Consider the following 16,081-nt stretch of genomic DNA (forward strand, 5'->3'; position numbering starts at 1 on the left):
AAAGTGGGTAATAAAACACTTTTTTGAGTGGTGGAGCGCCATATCTACCAAAAGGCGGGTTAGACCCGCCCTGGGGAATGTCAGTGTGCAGCGTTTAGCTGGCAACGGCTACTTGGGCAGCACCACGTTTGATAAACGCGTAGCCCAAGCCGGTGATCAAAGAACCTACAATGATCGCGCCGAGATAGAGTAGGGCAGGCGTGATGGCATTGGGGATTAGTAGCACAAAGATACCGCCATGAGGGGCCATCAGTTTGGCACCCACCAGCATAGAAAGCGCACCCGTGACCGCGCCACCGGCGATACAGGCGGGAATCACGCGCAGCGGGTCTTTCGCCGCGAAGGGAATCGCGCCTTCACTAATAAAGCACAGGCCAAGCACAAACGAGGCTTTGCCCGCTTCCTGCTCGGGGGCGGAGAACTTGTTACGCGCCACGAAGCTGGCAATACCCATACCAATCGCGGGCACCATGCCGGCGGCCATGATCGCCGCCATTGGGCCGTAGGTTTCAGAGGCCAGCAGGCCGACGCCAAAGGTGTAGGCCGCTTTGTTGACCGGGCCACCTAGGTCAAAGCACATCATGGCTCCGAGCAGAATGCCCAGCAGCACGGCGTTGGTCGAGCCCATGGACTCCAGGAAGCTGGTGAGCGCGCTCAGCACGGCAGCCACCGGCTCGCCAATCACGTAGATCATCGTCAGGCCGGTGACCAAGCTGGCAATCAGCGGGATGATCAGAATCGGTTTGAGCGACTCAACGCTGGAGGGCAGTTTCACGTAGCGCGTGACGGCGAGGGCCACGTAGCCCGCCAGGAAACCGGCCAGAATACCGCCGATAAACCCAGAGCCAATCTCGGCGGCGAGCATACCGCCAATCATGCCGGGGGCAATGCCGGGGCGGTCGGCGATGGAGTAGGCGATGTAACCCGCCAGAACGGGAATCATCAGCGCGAAGGCCGTGCCGCCACCAATCTGCATCAGCGCGGCGGCCAGGGTGCCTTCTTCCTGGAACGCTTCGATACCGAACACGAACGAGAGGGCTATTAACAAGCCACCCGCCACCACCATGGGCAGCATAAAGGAAACACCGGTCAGCAGGTGTTTATAGACGCCTTTCTCTTTCATGCCTTTTTTGGCGGTGGCGCCACTGGCGGCGCTGGTGCCGTCTTCCACAGCGGCATCGGTGAAGGCGGCTTCAAGGGTCGGGCGCGGCTTTTTCAGCGCGTTACTGGTAGACGTACGATAAATACGCTTACCTGCAAAGCGTGAAGGATCCACTTCGATGTCGCAGGCCAATACGACCACGTCAGCGTCGGCGATTTCCGCTTCCGTGAGTTTGTTTTGCGCGCCCACTGAGCCTTGGGTTTCCACGCGGATCTGGTGGCCCATGGCCTTACCCGCTTCGGCCAGCGCTTCGGCGGCCATAAAGGTGTGAGCAACGCCGGTGGGGCAGGCGGTGACGGCAACGATTTTTTTGCCGTCTGCGCTGATGGCCGGGGCCGCAGCAGTGGCTGCCGGGGCGCTGTAGATCGGTGCTTCCCGCTTGGCTTGGCTTAAAAAGGCGCTGGGGCCGGGCAGGGCGCTGGCAATAGGAGCCTGGAATAGCCGCTTGCCTTCAAAACGTTCCGGAGCGGGTACGTGGTCGGCGGCCACGACGATCAAATCGGCGTTAGCAATCTGCTCGGCGCTGGCGGCTTGCAGCGGCGCAATCTCGCCGTGCATCTCTACATGAACGTTCCAGCCCAGCCGCGTGGCGGCTTGCTCTAGGCGCTTGGCGGCCAGGAAAGTGGTCGCCATGCCGCTGGGACAGGCGGTAATCAGGATTAGGTTCATCGCGTGGCTCCCTCGGTGTGGGTGTCGTCAAGACGCCGTACCCGGGTCTGTTGTTGGAGTGAGTCAAAATCATCGGCGTGGGAAGTGCCCACACCAACATGGCGTACCGCTTCGGCAGAAAGCGCCGTGGCGAAACGAAGCGTATCGTCGGGCGAGTGCTGGCTTAGCAGCCCGTGGAGCATGCCGGCCACAAAGGTGTCGCCCGCGCAAACGGTATTGGTGGCAGTGACGGTCGGCGGCGTGGATTGCCAGGTGCCGTGCTGGCTCACCCATAAAACGCCTTCGGCACCCGCTGAAATAAGCGCGTGTTCGATGCCGCTGGCGTGCAGCCGCTCGGCGGCGGCTTGGCGCTGTTGGTCGCTATCAAGCGCGCTACCGGCCCAGTCGGCCAGCTCGGTTTCGTTGGGTTTTACGGCGGCAGGCTGCGCGGCAATCGCCGTGAGCAGCGCCGGTCCGCTGGTATCCACCCACAGCGGCACCCCGAAACCTTTCAGGAAGGCAAGCAGCTCGCCAAACGCGGGCTGGTCGATGCCGGGAGGCAGGCTGCCCGCGACCACCACGGCCTCAGGCGGCGCGCTACTTTCAAACAGGCCGCTTAGTGTGATGCGTAAAGCCTCCAGATGGGCGGATTCGATGGGCATGCCGGGGCCGTTGATGTCGGTCACACGGCCGCTCTGCTCGGCGAGTTTGGCGTTGATGCGCGTGTTGCCCGGCACCCGCACGAAGGCATCTTCGACGCCGTAACGGGGGAAGGCAAGGCTGAAAGGGGCGTCGTTCTCTTCGCCCAAGAAGCCACTGACAATCACCTCGTGGCCCAGGCTTGCCAATACCCGCGCGACGTTCACCCCTTTACCTGCGGCTTCCAGCTGCGCGCCGGTGGGGCGGTTGACGTGCCCCAGCGTCAGCGCATCGAGGTTGAAGGCGAGATCCAGCGCCGGGTTCAGCGTAATACAGACAACTCGTGCCATTAGCTGGCCTCCAAGGCGTCGCGGACTTCGTCGCTGGTGGCTTTGCTCAGCGCTAGCTGGGCGCTGGCCTGGGCTTGGGCAAGATCAAACTCGCGCAGGCGGGCTTTGACCAGCGGGATTTGGCGTGCGCTCACCGAGAGTTCATCGACACCTAAGCCCACCAGAACCGGCACGGCCATGGCATCAGAAGCCAGTTCACCACACACGCCGACCCATTTGCCTTGTGCATGGGCGGCCTCAACGGTCATTTGAATCAATCGCAGTACCGCCGGGTGCAGGCCATCGGCTTGGGCAGAAAGCTCTGGGTGGCCACGGTCAATTGCGAGGGTGTACTGCGTTAAGTCGTTGGTGCCGACTGAGAAGAAGTCGACTTCGGCGGCCAACGTGGGTGCTAACAAGGCGCTGGAGGGCACCTCAATCATCACGCCAAGCTGTACGTCGGTGGCGCGCTGCTGGGGGGCGATCTCTTTGAGCAGTCGGTCATAAATCGCCTTCGCTGCGCGGAACTCGGCCACGTCTTTAACCATCGGCAGCATGATGCGTAGCGGTTTGCCGACGGCGGCCATCAGCAGTGCGCGAATCTGAGTTTCCAGCACTTCTGGTTGGGTCAGCGCTAAGCGAATACCGCGCAGGCCGAGGAAGGGGTTGTCTTCCTGGGGCACCGGCCAGTAGGGCAGCGGCTTGTCGCCGCCGACGTCCAGGGTGCGGGCGACGAGCGGGCGGCCATTGAGGGCATCGGTGGCTTCACGGTATTCGGCGATTTGCGTAGCGAGATCCGGAGCGCTGGAGTAGGCCATAAACAGGAACTCGGTGCGCAGCAGGCCGACCCCTTCCGCGCCGCGCTCTACCGCATCGGCGGCGTGGGCGGTGTTGCCCAGGTTGGCAGCCACTTCCACCTTATGACCGTCGCGGGTTTGCGCTTGCTCAAAGCGCAGCTCCCAGGCATCCGCTTCACGCTGCTGCTGGTCGAGCAACTGCTGCTCGGCGCGGCGCAGGCGCTCTTCAGACGGCTGCGAAGTTACGCGGCCGCGCTCGCCATCCAGAATCATCATGCCGCCGTTGTGTAGCGCCATCACCGCTTCATCGGCACCGACTACGGCAGGAATGCCCAGCGCGCGGGCCAGAATCGCGCTGTGGGCGGTCGCGCCGCCGCGAACGGTCAGCAGGCCACGCACGCGGGATGTATCCAAACGGGCCACATCAGAAGGGCCGATATCGTCCATCACCAAAATATAGGGATGATCGGGTGGCTCGGGCAGGGTAACGTCGCAAAGCACGCCAAGCACGCGGCGGCCTACATCGCGCAGGTCGGCGGCGCGTTCGGCCAGCAGCCGGTCTGCCAGCATCTCTTGGGCGTGGGCGGCGGTGTCGATAGCTTCCCACCAGCCCGCTTCCGCCGAGCGGCCTTCGCGGATGGCGTCAATCGCCGCCTGGTGCAGTTCGGGGTCGTCGAGCATCTCTTCGTGCATAGAGAGAATATCAGCCACTTCGCCGCCAGGGGCGTTGTGTACCAGCGCCTGCAGCTGGGCAGCGCCCTCTTTGAGAGCGGCCTCTAAGCGTGCGATCTCTTGGGTGGGGTCGCTGGCATGCTCAGGATAATCAAACTGCATCGGGCGAATAACAAATACCGGGGCAATCGCTAACCCCGGTGAGGCCGCCACGCCGGGGTGCGGCTTGTCGGCGGCCAGCGGCTCCACGGCAGGCTTGCTGGCGTTGGCAGCGGGCGTGGCATCGCGGCCCCCGTCGAACGGCGTGACTTTTTCACCCAAGCCCTCTTCGATAGCGGCGGCAATGGCATCTAGCGCGGCGCTTGCCTGTTCGCCTTCGGCAGAGAAGATCAGCCATTGGCCACGGCGCGCACCCAGGCCAATCACTTTGGTCAAGCTGGCAGCGGATACCGTGGTGGCGCTGCCTTCTTCCAGGCGCACGTTGATGGGCATGGGCTGGGCGCGGGCGATTTGTACCAGCTGTTTAGCCGGGCGAGCGTGCAGGCCGTGGGGGTTCAGAACTCGCACGCGGCGGGTTTGGGTGCTGGCGGTTTCACCGGCCAGCGCCGCCAGTAGCTGAGCGCTGTTTTTGCCCACAAAGCTATCGCTTTCGCCGTTCTCTAGTACCGCCATCAACTGCTCGAGCAGCGGCCGGTGGGCATCGCCGCTGGCGGCCAGGCAGAACAGCGCATGAACCGGATGACCGCCGTGCTCGATGGTGCTATCGGCGGGCGTTGCCACGCCTAGTGCGGGCTGGTTCACCCCTTGGGCGTGGCTTGAAAGCCATAAGCCTTTACCCAACCACTGGGGTTGGGCGCTCGCCACGGCACTAATAAAGCCGTTATCCACGCAGCCGCTTTGGCGCAGCCGGGCCGCGGCCGCCAGGGCTAGTTCCTGCGGGTCGCGGGCGGGAAAGTTAACACATAGCGTATCGGCATCTAGGCGCGGCGCTAATGTCGGCTTCGAGAGCAGGCGGGCGACATCGGCGGCGGAGCTGGCGCGGGCCAACTCAGTTGCTACGCCGTCGCGGTCGAGAACGTGGGTAAGCTGGCGCAGAATGTCCAGGTGCTCGTCGTTTTGTGCCGCAATGGTGACCAGCACATGTACGGTGTTGCCGTCGTGCCACTGTACACCCTGAGGGAACTGCAGCACCCGCACACCGGTACGTTTGACGTGATGGCGGCTTTCAGGAGTGCCGTGGGGAATGGCAATTGCGTTGCCTAGGTACGTTGAGGACTGCGCTTCGCGGGCGTGAAGGCCATCGCGGTACTCGGCCGCCACCAAGCCAGCCTCTGCCAGGGCGTTGGCGGCGCTGTCGAGCGCAGCTTGCCAGTTGTCCGCGTGGCGGTCGAGCAAGATTTCATCGGGGCCGAGTGTCAACATAGGGTTCTCCTGTAAACGCGGCCAGGCAACGGCAACGTCTGCGATTGGCGGCGAAGGTGCGCAAATAAAACGTTAGTCGTAGATCGTTAAGGTTAGCTGGATGAATCGTGTCACCTGTGGTTAGTTGGCTATGCTGAATCGATTCACTTTTTGGCACAAGGGTTGTTTCTTTAGACTTTTGTCTGAAGAGGGTAAAACGGCTGCTAAACTGCCGTCTTCATTTAGGGAGAAACCAGCATGACACTTGCCGACATTGCCCGGCTTGCCGGGGTTTCGCGCACCACGGCAAGCTATGTAATCAACGGCCAGGCTGAACAGCGGCGCATTAGTTCAGCCACCATCGACAAAGTCATGGCCGTGGTGCGTCAGCACCGTTATCACATTGACCCTCAGGCCGCCGCGCTGCGCCGTGGCGCTAGCCGGTTGATTGGCCTGATCGTCCCGGATTTAGAAAACATCAGCTATGCGCGCCTCGCTAAACGCTTGGAGCGCGGTGCTCGCGAGCGCGGCTACCAGCTGCTGGTGGTGAGTTCTGATGACTGTGCAGAGAGCGAGCGCACGCTGGCTCTAGCGCTGCGCGCCCAGCGCTGTGAAGTGCTGATTACCGCCAGCTGCCTGCCAGAAAACGATGCTTTTTACGCTGATTTGCTCGATGCAGGGTGGAGTGTGGTAGGCATGGATCGGGGGCTTTCGCCTGAGCGCTTTGCCAGCGTGGTGAGCAATGATCATGACGCGGCTTATGCGTTAACACGTTCGGTGATGACGAGTTCAACGCGTCGCATCGCCTGGCTAGACGCCATGCCCGAGCTGTCGGTTAGCCGCGAGCGCCGGGCGGGATTCTTGGCGGCATTAGAAGGGCAGGGAGTCGAAGCCGTCACCTTTAGCGGCGAGCGCTATGAGCGTGACGTAGGCGTTGAGCTGGCTAAGCAAGCCTTGGCGGTAGGTGAGATCGACGCGCTGGTCACGGCGTCTTATGCACTCATGGAAGGTGTGTTTGATGAGCTGCTCGCTCAAGGCGGACTGCCAGAGACGCTGCGGTTAGCCACGTTTGGTGACCACCGCCTGTTAGATTTTCTGCCCCAGCCGGTCAATTCGGCGTTGCAGGATTATGACCGCATCGCAGAATTAACGCTGCAGTGCGCGCTGGGTGCGATGAACGGAAGCTACCAGTGCGGGCAGCAGGTGGTAGCGCGCCACCTGCGTACCCGCTGAGCGCAGGGCGCGCGGTTTATACCGTGCGTGCCTGTGCCCAGGCATTCGCGTCTGGAATCGACATATCGTAGCGTTCGCTAAGATAGGGCGAGGAGAGCAGAAAGTCGGCGCTGGCCGCATTACACGCTACCGGCACGTTCCATAGCGCCGCTAAACGCAGCAGTGCTTTCACGTCCGGGTCGTGGGGCTGCGGTGCAAAGGGGTCCCAAAAGAAGATCAGCACGTCCAACTGCTGCTCCGCGATGCGCGCCCCAATCTGCTGGTCGCCGCCCAGCGGCCCGCTCATTAAGCCTTCAACGTCTAGCCCCAGGGCGGTTTTCAGCCGCCCTGCGGTGGTGCCTGTGCCAATCAGCGTGTGCTGGCTGAGTGTGTCTTGCCAGCGCGTTGCCCACTCCAGCATCTCGGTTTTTTTGCCATCGTGGGCAATCAGCGCAATGCGCTTACAGGCGTCTAGCGTGCGCACGGCTTGGCGGGGTGGGCGGGCGTCGTTCATGGCATAGCTCTCCTGGTCATTCGCTTGTTATTCATAGCGCGGCGAGGCGGTTATCTATTCGGCGTCGACGGCCAATACTTTCATGGTGTTGGTGCCGCCGTGGGCGTTCATATGGTCGCCGCGAGTAAGAATGACATGCTCGCCGGGGCGTGCCAATCCATGCGCCTTCAGCAGCTTAATGGCTTCTTTGTTGACGTCGGCGGCTTCCATATGAGTGGTATCAAACGGAATCGAGACCACGCCGCGATAGAGCGCCATGCGCCGCTGGGCGATGGGGCTGTGGGCCAAGCCAACAATCGGTAAGCCTGAACGAATGCGCGAGGCAATCAGCGGCGTGTAGCCGGTAGAGGTCATGCAGGCAATGGCGCGCACGCCCGTCAGATGGTTGGCGGCGTACATGGCCGACAGTGCGATGGTTTCGTCGATCCGCTCAAAGCCTTCATGGATACGGTGGCCGGAGGCTTGGGCAATGCGCTCCCGCTCGGCACCCAGGCAGACGCGGTTCATAGCCTCAACGGTTTCCACCGGATAGTCGCCCGCTGCCGTTTCGGCAGAGAGCATGACGGCATCGGTGGCGTCGAGCACGGCGTTAGCCACGTCGAACACTTCTGCGCGGGTGGGTAGCGGCGATTCGATCATCGACTCCATCATCTGCGTGGCGGTAATCACCGCGCGATTGAGCGTGCGGGCATGCTTGATGATGCGCTTTTGCGTACCGATCAGCGCTTCGTCACCAATCTCTACGCCCAAGTCGCCACGGGCGACCATCACTGCCTCTGAGGCTTCAATGATGGCGTCTAAGGTTTCATCGTTGGCCACGGCTTCTGCGCGCTCAAGCTTGGCGACCAGGCCAATCTCTTTGCCTTCCTCACCCAGCAGCGCGCGGGCTTCTTGCATATCGGCGGCATGGCGCGGGAAGGAGACGGCCAAATAGTCCACGCCAATCTCAATGGCCGTTTTCAGATCCTGCTTATCTTTGTCGGTGAGGGCCGGTGCCGACAAGCCGCCGCCTTGCTTGTTAATACCTTTATTGTTGGACAGTTTGCCGCCGACGTGAACTCGGGTGTGAACTTCTTGCCCGACAACACTGGTGACATCCAATACGACGCGACCATCGTCCAGCAGCAGACGGTCGCCAGGGGCGACGTCATCGATGAGTGCTTTATAGTCACAGCCCACACGCTCGGCGGTGCCGCTATTGGCATCCATCGCCATATCGAGCACAAACGCTTGACCGATGTCTAAATGAATGGCGCCTTCCGTAAAGCGGGAAATACGGATTTTAGGGCCTTGCAGGTCACCGAGTGCCGCGACGCTGCGGCCTAGGCGCTGGGCGATCTCGCGCACTGCGGCGAGGCGGCGGCGATGATCATCAGCGGAGCCGTGAGAGAAATTCAGCCGCACCACATCCACGCCCGCTTTTAGCATGGCTTCCAACACTCCGGGGCGATCACTGGCTGGGCCAAGCGTGGCGACGATTTTGGTACGACGGAGAGGGGCAGGGAGCGGGGTGTTGGTCATGGTAGTGACTCCTGATGAGCAGCGTGGGCTGAACAAAGCCCGGAAAAAGGGCGGATGAATCGTTGATTAAGTATTGGACTACGATAGTCTTTATATAGTAATTTTACTACATATTGGATGATTTTTAGCCTTGAAGGGCGGTTATAGCAGGTTTCAATCGGCCTCAAGGTGATTAAATACGTATTTTTAGTAATTTTTTTACAAAATACGCTATCTACGACCACTGTTTGATTGAGGTGCTACCATGACAATAAGAGTTGCCATTAACGGTTTTGGACGGATTGGTCGCAATGTGCTGCGCGCGCTGTACGAAAACGGCTACCGTGATCGTGTGCAGGTTGTTGCGATTAATGATCTGGGCGACCCCTCTCTCAATTCGCATCTGCTGCGCCACGACACCGTCCATGGGCACTTTCCGTTTGCGGTTGAGCATGATGCAGAAAGCATCAGCGTGGACGGCGACCGCATTGCGATTTCATCAGAGCGCGATCCGGCTAACTTGCCTTGGGCCTCCATGCATATTGATTTGGTCATGGAGTGTACCGGCCTGTTTACCAAGCGCGAGGCAGCGGCCAAGCATATTGCTGCCGGTGCCAAGCGTGTGTTGATCTCTGCGCCCAGCCCGGATGCGGATGCCACCATTGTGTACGGAGTGAATGACGAAATTCTCACCGCTGACCATAAAGTGGTGTCGAATGCGTCCTGCACCACCAACTGCTTAGCCCCTGTTGCCAAAGCGCTAAACGATGCGGTGGGTATTGAAAACGGCCTGATGACCACCGTGCACGCCTACACCAACGACCAAAACTTATCGGACGTTTACCATTCGGACCCCTACCGCGCGCGCAGTGCCACCCACTCCATGATTCCGACCAAAACCGGCGCAGCTGCCGCCGTGGGTTTGGTATTGCCGGAGCTGGCGGGCAAGTTCGATGGTTTGGCGGTGCGTGTGCCGGTGATCAACGTCTCGCTGGTGGATCTAACGTTCAACGCGGGTCGCGATACCACCAAGGAAGAGATTAATGCGATTGTTGAGAAAGCCGCCGCCAGCTCTCCGGTATTGGCCGTTAACGCTCAACCGCTGGTGTCTATCGACTTCAATCACGATGCGCACTCGTCCACCTTCGACGCCAACCACACCCGTGTGAACGGTCGCTTAGTGAAAATCATGGCGTGGTACGACAATGAGTGGGGCTTCTCTAATCGGATGCTAGATACCGCCATCGCGATGCAGAAAGCTGCTCAATAACGCTTGGCTCACCCCTCAAGGGCAGGTATCGCCCAGCAGCAGCTCGGTTTTGAGCAGCTGCTGGGTTTTGGGTATTCGCCCTAAGATCATGTTGGCCGCCACACGTCCTTTTTCTGCGCTGTCCTGGCGGACGGTGGTTAAACGTGGTGCCCGATATTGCCCTTCGGCAATGCCGTCAAAACCCGTAATCCGCAGCTCTCCTGGTACCGGAATCCCCCGCTGCTCGGCCAGCGTCAGCGCGGTGAGCGCAATTCGGTCTGACATGCATAGCAATAAGTCAGGCCGCTGTTCGGCGGGTAGCTCGATGATCTCGGTAATCACTGGCGAGCACACATCAAACACGTTCTCTTCAATGTTCCACAGCGGTATCTCGCCAGTATCGAAGCCATGTTCTTTAAGCGCTGCGTGAAAGCCGTCTAAACGAGCGCGGCTGATGGTGCTGCTGTCCGGCAGCATCGTGTGCGCTTTGGTAACGCGACCGTTGCAGTGCTCTTTGGTAAGGCGCAAGTTAATAATGGCAGGCCGGGAAGGGCGCTGCGTGAGGGCGTGCATGGCCATCGCGTAGCTGGCATCGCGGTCATCAATATGCACTGTGGGGCAGCCGTCAATATCAAAATCCACCGACACCAGCGGGCGCTGTGAAGGAAGCTCATTCAACAGCTTATTGTTGGGCATCAGGCCGTAAACGATAAAGCCATCGGCAATGTTGGCCGAGCCGGGCGGCTGGGACGCGTGGCCACGGCCCGGTAGCAGCAGCATGGTGTGGCCGTGGGCATCCAGCACTTCGGCCACGCCAGAAAGAAACTCGCTGGCAACCGCATCGTTCAGGCTGTAGGTCAGGCTTTCGGCCAGTATCACCGCCACAATGCTGGAGCGGCCGGTGCGCAGGCTGCGGGCTTTGGCATCCGGGCCGCTATACCCCAGCCGCTTGGCTTCTTTGAGAATACGGTCGCGCAGCAGCGGGGAGAGCTGGTCGGGGCGGTTAAACGCGTTGGAAATCGTCGCGGTTGAGACGCCGAGTTCGAGCGCAAGGTCCTTTAGAGTCATTCGGCGAGGGGCGGTCACGGTGCTTCCTAAACAGGTGAAAAGCGTTGACTGAAAAAGTGCAGTGCCTAGGCTGTTTTTATAGCGCAGGCTAATTATTGAGTGGTCGCGCACAAGAATAACGGCCTTGGTGGTATGCCGACTACCCTCATCTGAAAGGTTGTCTTCACCGCCAAGGCCGTGATGGGTTGTTCTTTGTCGAATTAAGCGGCTGAGCGAGCCTCTGAGAGCATTAACGCAGCACCGTTCTCGTCAAAGAGGTGCACGTGCTCGGTATCCGGCACCAGTGATACTTGCTGGCCCTCTTGCCATTGGCTGGGGGCTTCGCTGCGGTGGATCAGCAGCGTTGTGCCCTCTTTCGGCTCAAGGTATACGTATACTTCGTTACCCAAGTACTCAACGTTGACGATCTCAAAGCAGTTCTCCCCCTGTGGCGCTTCCAAACGCAGGTGCTCTGGGCGCACGCCTAGCGTCAGCGAGCTGCCTTGTGCGTAGCCATCGCCCGCTTGGGGCAGGGTCACGTCACCTAATCCTGCAACGTTAACTCGACAGCCGTCAGCGGCACCGCTAAGCAGTTTGGCAGGCAGGAAATTCATGGTGGGCGAGCCAATAAAGCCGGCTACGAACTTCGTAGCCGGGCGCTGGTAGAGCTCATGCGGGCTGCCTACTTGCTCGACATGGCCACGGTTGAGCACCACGATTTTATCTGCCAGCGTCATAGCCTCTACCTGATCGTGGGTCACGTAAATCATGGTAGAACCCAGGCGGTTATGCAGCCGGGCGATTTCGTTGCGCATCTGCACCCGCAGCGACGCGTCCAGGTTAGAGAGCGGCTCATCGAACAGCAGAATACGCGGCTCGCGGGCCATGGCGCGGCCCATGGCCACCCGCTGGCGCTGGCCCCCTGAAAGTGCTTTGGGCTTACGGTGCAGAAGCTCTTCCAGCTGGAGAATCTTCGCTGTGCTCATTACCCGTTCATGCACCGTCTCTTTGTTGGTTTTGGCCAGCTTCAGGCCAAACGCCATGTTGTCGTAAACGGTCATATGCGGGTAGAGCGCGTAGGACTGAAACACCATCCCCACGCCGCGCTCCCGAGGCGGTAAATCGTTCACCACGGTGCCGCCGATGTTCAAATCGCCATCGCTGATGGACTCCAGCCCGGCAATCAGACGCAGCAGAGTCGATTTACCGCAGCCAGAGGGGCCGACAAATACGACAAACTCGCCGTCGCCAATGGAAAGATCGACGTCTTTAATAATGTGATCTCGGCCAAATACTTTGTTGACCTTTTCAAGCGTAACACTTGCCATGGTAACTCCTTGCCGGCCTCAAGAGCGTCGCGGGCCGGCTATCGTTATTAACTGTTATAGGCGGCGTTTAGGCAACCTGCATAAAGGCGGCTTGATACGCAGGCAGTGAGAGCGTGTTGCCATCTCGCGTGGCGGTGAAGTTGGCAACCGTTAGGTCGCTGGCAATCTCAACGGGCAGCGTAGTGTGCTGCGCTTGTCCGGTCAGGTTGAAAACGCACAGAAGCGTCTCATCGCCTTTTTGACGGGTAAAGCCAAGTAGCTCTTCGCCAACCTCTACCAGTGCCAAGTCGCCATCGAACATGGCCGGGTGGCTGCGGCGGAAGGCTAGCAGGGCGCGCACGCTGTTGAGCGTGGCGTTGGGGTCGTCCTGCTGGCGACTAACGGCCAAATCTAGATGGCGAGCTTCCATCGGCAGCCACGGCTCTACCGGGGAGAAGCCGCCCTGTTCGCCGTCAGTCCACGGCATGGGCGTGCGGCAGCCGTCGCGGCCTTTGAATTCGGGCCACAGCACTTTGCCGTAGGGGTCTTGAATGCGCTCGAAAGGCACATCGGCTTCCGGCAGGCCCAGCTCTTCACCTTGGTAAAGGCACACGCTGCCGCGCAGTGAGAACAGCATCGCCAGCATCACTTTCGGGTAGGCGTGGGGGTCTTCGTCAGCGCCCCAGCGAGTCGCGCTACGCACCACATCGTGGTTGGAGGTTGCCCAGCAGGGCCAGGCGTCGCCTGCCAAGCGTTGGAAACGCTCAATTACTTCGCGCAAGTAGCTTGCCGAGTGGGGCATGTTGAGTAGGTCGAAGGTGTACGCCATGTGCAGCTTATCGCCACCGGCGGTGTACTCAGCCATGCGCTCCAGCGGGTTGTCGTCGCCAATCTCACCTACTGTGGTGGTGCCGGGGTACTCATCCATCAGCGCGCGTAAATCTTTCAGAAAATCCAGGTTTTCTGGGCGGCTGAGGTCGTAGACGTGGCGCTGCCAGGTGTAAGGGTTCGCTTCCGGGGCGCCCAGGGTTTTGGCTTCGCCTTTTGGCACCGGCGGGTTGTCCCGCAGCTCGGCATCGTGGAAGTAGAAGTTGACCGTATCCAAGCGGAAACCGTCGACGCCTAAATCCAGCCAGAAACGCATGTTGTCGAGCTGCGCCTGACGCGCGTCAGGGTGGTGGAAGTTCACATCCGGCTGGCTGGTCAGGAAGTTGTGCAGGTAGTACTGCTGGCGGCGGGAGTCGAAGGTCCACGCCGAGCCGCCAAAAATCGACAGCCAGTTGTTGGGCGGCGTGCCATCGGGTTTCGGGTCGGCCCATACAAACCAGTCGGCTTTTGGGTTGGTACGATCCTGACGGCTCTCTTTAAACCAGGGGTGCTGATCGGAAGTGTGACTAATCACCTGATCAATCATCACCTTCAGGCCCAGGGAGTGAGCTTTTTCCAGCAGCGCTTTGAAATCGTCCAGCGTGCCAAACATCGGGTCTACGTCGCAATAGTTGCTAACGTCGTAGCCGAAGTCGAGCATTGGCGACGTAAAGAAGGGCGATAGCCAAATACCGTCGACGTTCAGCGACGCGACGTAATCCAGTTTCTCAGTGATGCCGTTCAGGTCACCCACACCGTCGCCGCGGCTATCTAAGAAGCTGCGCGGATAAATTTGATAAATAACGCCGCCGCGCCACCACATCATAGTGTCTTGCATAACTCATTCCTTAAAAAAAGTGGCTGACGGATAAACATCAGCCCATCAATATATTCGTTGCGTGGATTAGCCTTTGACGGCACCTGCGGTCAGGCCGGAAACAATGCGGCGCTGGAAAATAATCACCAAAATCACCAGCGGTACGGTCACCACCACAGAAGCCGCCATAATCGGCCCCCATGGCAGCTCGTAGGCACTACCGCCAGACAGCAGCGCAATCGCAACGGGCACCGTGCGTTGGGCATCGGTGAGCGTGAAGGTCAGGGCAAACAGAAACTCGTTCCAGGCAGCGATAAACGCCAGCAGCCCGGTGGTCGCCATGGCAGGCCACATCAGCGGCAGAAACACCTTGGTGATAGTGACCCAGGGCGTTGCGCCATCCATGATGGCGGCCTCTTCCAGCTCCATGGGCAGCTGTTTCATAAAGGTGGTGAGTACCCACACCGTGAAGGGCAGGGTAAAGATGGTGTAGCTGAGAATCAGGCCGGCCGGGTTGTTATAAAGATTCAGCGTGCGGATGACTTCAAACAGCCCGGAAAGCACCGCCACTTGCGGGAACATCGAAACGCCCAGAATGACGAGCAGCACGGTAGAGCGGCCGCGAAAGCGTACCCGCCCAAGCGCATAAGAGGCGGTAATGCCTAACAGCAAGGCGATGAATACCACGCTGAACGCGACGATGATCGAGTTGAAGATCGCCCGGATAAAGCTTGATTGACTGAAGATCTGTGCGTAGTTATCCAGGCTCCAGGTCGAGGGCCACAGTTCCACGCGGAACAGGTCGCTAGAGGGTTTTATCGAGGTGATCACCGCGTAGTAAAACGGGAACACCGCATACACCATGATGATCGCAATAAGTGCACAGAACCCAATGCGTTTCGCTATTTTGGCTAGCTGACGAGTGCTCATCAGTCACCTCCCAATTGAATCTGTTTGCGGCCAAGATAGAGGTACGCAATGGTGGCTAGCGCAATAATTAAGAACAGCAGCGTGGATGCCGCACTGCCGTAGCCGACATCCTGAAATTCAACCAGCTGCTGGCGGGCGTAAACCGACATCGACATCGTGCTGGTGGAGTTAGAAGTCAGGACATAAATCACGTCGAATACCCGCAGGGCGTCTAGCAAGCGAAATATCACCGCCACCATCAGGGCAGGGGTGATGAGCGGCAGGGTGACTTTGAAAAATACGCGCACGGGGTGAATGCCATCCACCTCGGCGGCTTCATAGCAATCTTTGGGCAGCATCTGCAGCGCGGCCAGCACCAATAAAGCAACGAAGGGAATGGTTTTCCATACGTCGACCATGATGACCGCCCACATGGAGTAGGTGGCGCTGGCAGTCCAGGCGATAGGATTATCAATAATGCCAGCCACCATCAGCAGGTGGTTGATGATGCCGAACTGATCATTCAGCATCCACGCCCACATCTGGGCTGAGACAATAGTAGGAATCGCCCAGGGAATAAGCACGGCCGCACGTACGATCACGCGGCCTTTAAATTCTGCGTTTAGAATCAGCGCCACGATGACGCCAAAAACAACTTCCAGCGATACCGACACCACCGAGAAGTAGACCGTGTTCCACACGGACTGCCACCAAACCGGGTCAGCCAGTACGCCGAACCAACGGCCGTTGTCGTACACCAGATAGTTTTCGAAACCGATCAGGTTGGCCGCACCCAGGTCCGATAGCGAGGCGTCGGTAAAGCTTAAGAAAAATGTACGCATTAACGGCCAGCCAGCGACCAAGGTTAATGCAATGAGCATGGGGGCTAAAAATAGCCAAGCCGCTTTAACCCGTTGGCGGCGAACCTTAGTGCCGCGCTGCCGGCGCGCTGGCGCTATGGCAGTGCGCGCCTCCAGGGGCGCGCTGTTGTTTGAAGAAGTCGACATAGGT

12 protein-coding genes are annotated in these 16,081 nt (G+C 59.6%); 2 read left to right on the forward strand and 10 right to left on the reverse strand.

Features of this window, described 5'->3' with window-relative positions; genetic code table 11:
• Positions 1-94: 94 nt before the first annotated feature.
• Genes LG301_RS05885 through ptsP form a run of 3 tightly spaced genes read right to left on the reverse strand, consistent with a single transcriptional unit; the run spans position 95 to position 5,669 of the window.
• Positions 95-1,831: a PTS fructose-like transporter subunit IIB gene (locus LG301_RS05885; protein WP_404474244.1), complete on the reverse strand. Its 1,737-nt coding sequence runs from the start codon at positions 1,829-1,831 to the stop codon at positions 95-97.
• Positions 1,828-2,799: a 1-phosphofructokinase gene (gene pfkB / locus LG301_RS05890; protein WP_404474246.1), complete on the reverse strand. Its 972-nt coding sequence runs from the start codon at positions 2,797-2,799 to the stop codon at positions 1,828-1,830. Before pfkB ends, LG301_RS05885 begins: the two co-directional genes overlap by 4 nt.
• Positions 2,799-5,669 (reverse strand): phosphoenolpyruvate--protein phosphotransferase, encoded by a 2,871-nt coding sequence (gene ptsP / locus LG301_RS05895; protein ID WP_404474248.1) that lies wholly within the window; start codon positions 5,667-5,669, stop codon positions 2,799-2,801. The genes pfkB and ptsP overlap by 1 nt, the downstream gene beginning before the upstream one ends.
• Before the next feature lie 237 nt (positions 5,670-5,906).
• Here ptsP and cra point away from each other — a divergent pair, with 237 nt between their 5' ends.
• On the forward strand, positions 5,907-6,881 hold the full coding sequence (gene cra, locus LG301_RS05900) for a catabolite repressor/activator (RefSeq protein WP_404474250.1): 975 nt from the start codon (positions 5,907-5,909) through the stop codon (positions 6,879-6,881).
• A gap of 16 nt (positions 6,882-6,897) precedes the next feature.
• On the opposite strand, the gene LG301_RS05905 is transcribed toward cra, so the two are convergent.
• Complete coding sequence (locus tag LG301_RS05905) at positions 6,898-7,374, reverse strand: methylglyoxal synthase (RefSeq protein WP_404474252.1); 477 nt, start codon at positions 7,372-7,374, stop codon at positions 6,898-6,900.
• Positions 7,375-7,428: 54 nt separating this feature from the next.
• Positions 7,429-8,895, reverse strand: a complete 1,467-nt coding sequence (gene pyk, locus LG301_RS05910) for a pyruvate kinase (RefSeq protein ID WP_404474254.1) — start codon at positions 8,893-8,895, stop codon at positions 7,429-7,431.
• 244 nt (positions 8,896-9,139) lie between these two features.
• On the opposite strand from pyk, the gene gap reads away from it, so the two are divergent.
• Complete coding sequence (gene gap, locus LG301_RS05915) at positions 9,140-10,144, forward strand: type I glyceraldehyde-3-phosphate dehydrogenase (protein WP_404474255.1); 1,005 nt, start codon at positions 9,140-9,142, stop codon at positions 10,142-10,144.
• 15 nt (positions 10,145-10,159) lie between these two features.
• Here the strand turns inward: gap and LG301_RS05920 are convergent, their stop codons facing one another.
• The 5 genes from LG301_RS05920 to LG301_RS05940 form a co-directional block, all read right to left on the reverse strand.
• On the reverse strand, positions 10,160-11,191 hold the full coding sequence (locus LG301_RS05920) for a LacI family DNA-binding transcriptional regulator (RefSeq protein WP_404475186.1): 1,032 nt from the start codon (positions 11,189-11,191) through the stop codon (positions 10,160-10,162).
• Positions 11,192-11,391: 200 nt separating this feature from the next.
• Positions 11,392-12,498: an ABC transporter ATP-binding protein gene (locus LG301_RS05925; protein ID WP_404474257.1), complete on the reverse strand. Its 1,107-nt coding sequence runs from the start codon at positions 12,496-12,498 to the stop codon at positions 11,392-11,394.
• 67 nt (positions 12,499-12,565) lie between these two features.
• Positions 12,566-14,182, reverse strand: a complete 1,617-nt coding sequence (locus LG301_RS05930; RefSeq protein WP_404474259.1) for an alpha-glucosidase family protein — start codon at positions 14,180-14,182, stop codon at positions 12,566-12,568.
• A 66-nt stretch (positions 14,183-14,248) separates the two neighbouring features.
• On the reverse strand, positions 14,249-15,091 hold the full coding sequence (locus LG301_RS05935) for a carbohydrate ABC transporter permease (protein ID WP_404474261.1): 843 nt from the start codon (positions 15,089-15,091) through the stop codon (positions 14,249-14,251).
• On the reverse strand, positions 15,091-16,077 hold the full coding sequence (locus tag LG301_RS05940) for a carbohydrate ABC transporter permease (protein WP_404474263.1): 987 nt from the start codon (positions 16,075-16,077) through the stop codon (positions 15,091-15,093). Before LG301_RS05940 ends, LG301_RS05935 begins: the two co-directional genes overlap by 1 nt.
• Positions 16,078-16,081 lie beyond the last annotated feature (4 nt).

The sequence above is a fragment of the Vreelandella venusta genome (genome assembly GCF_044809155.1).
GTDB classification, from domain to species: domain Bacteria; phylum Pseudomonadota; class Gammaproteobacteria; order Pseudomonadales; family Halomonadaceae; genus Vreelandella; species Vreelandella venusta_B.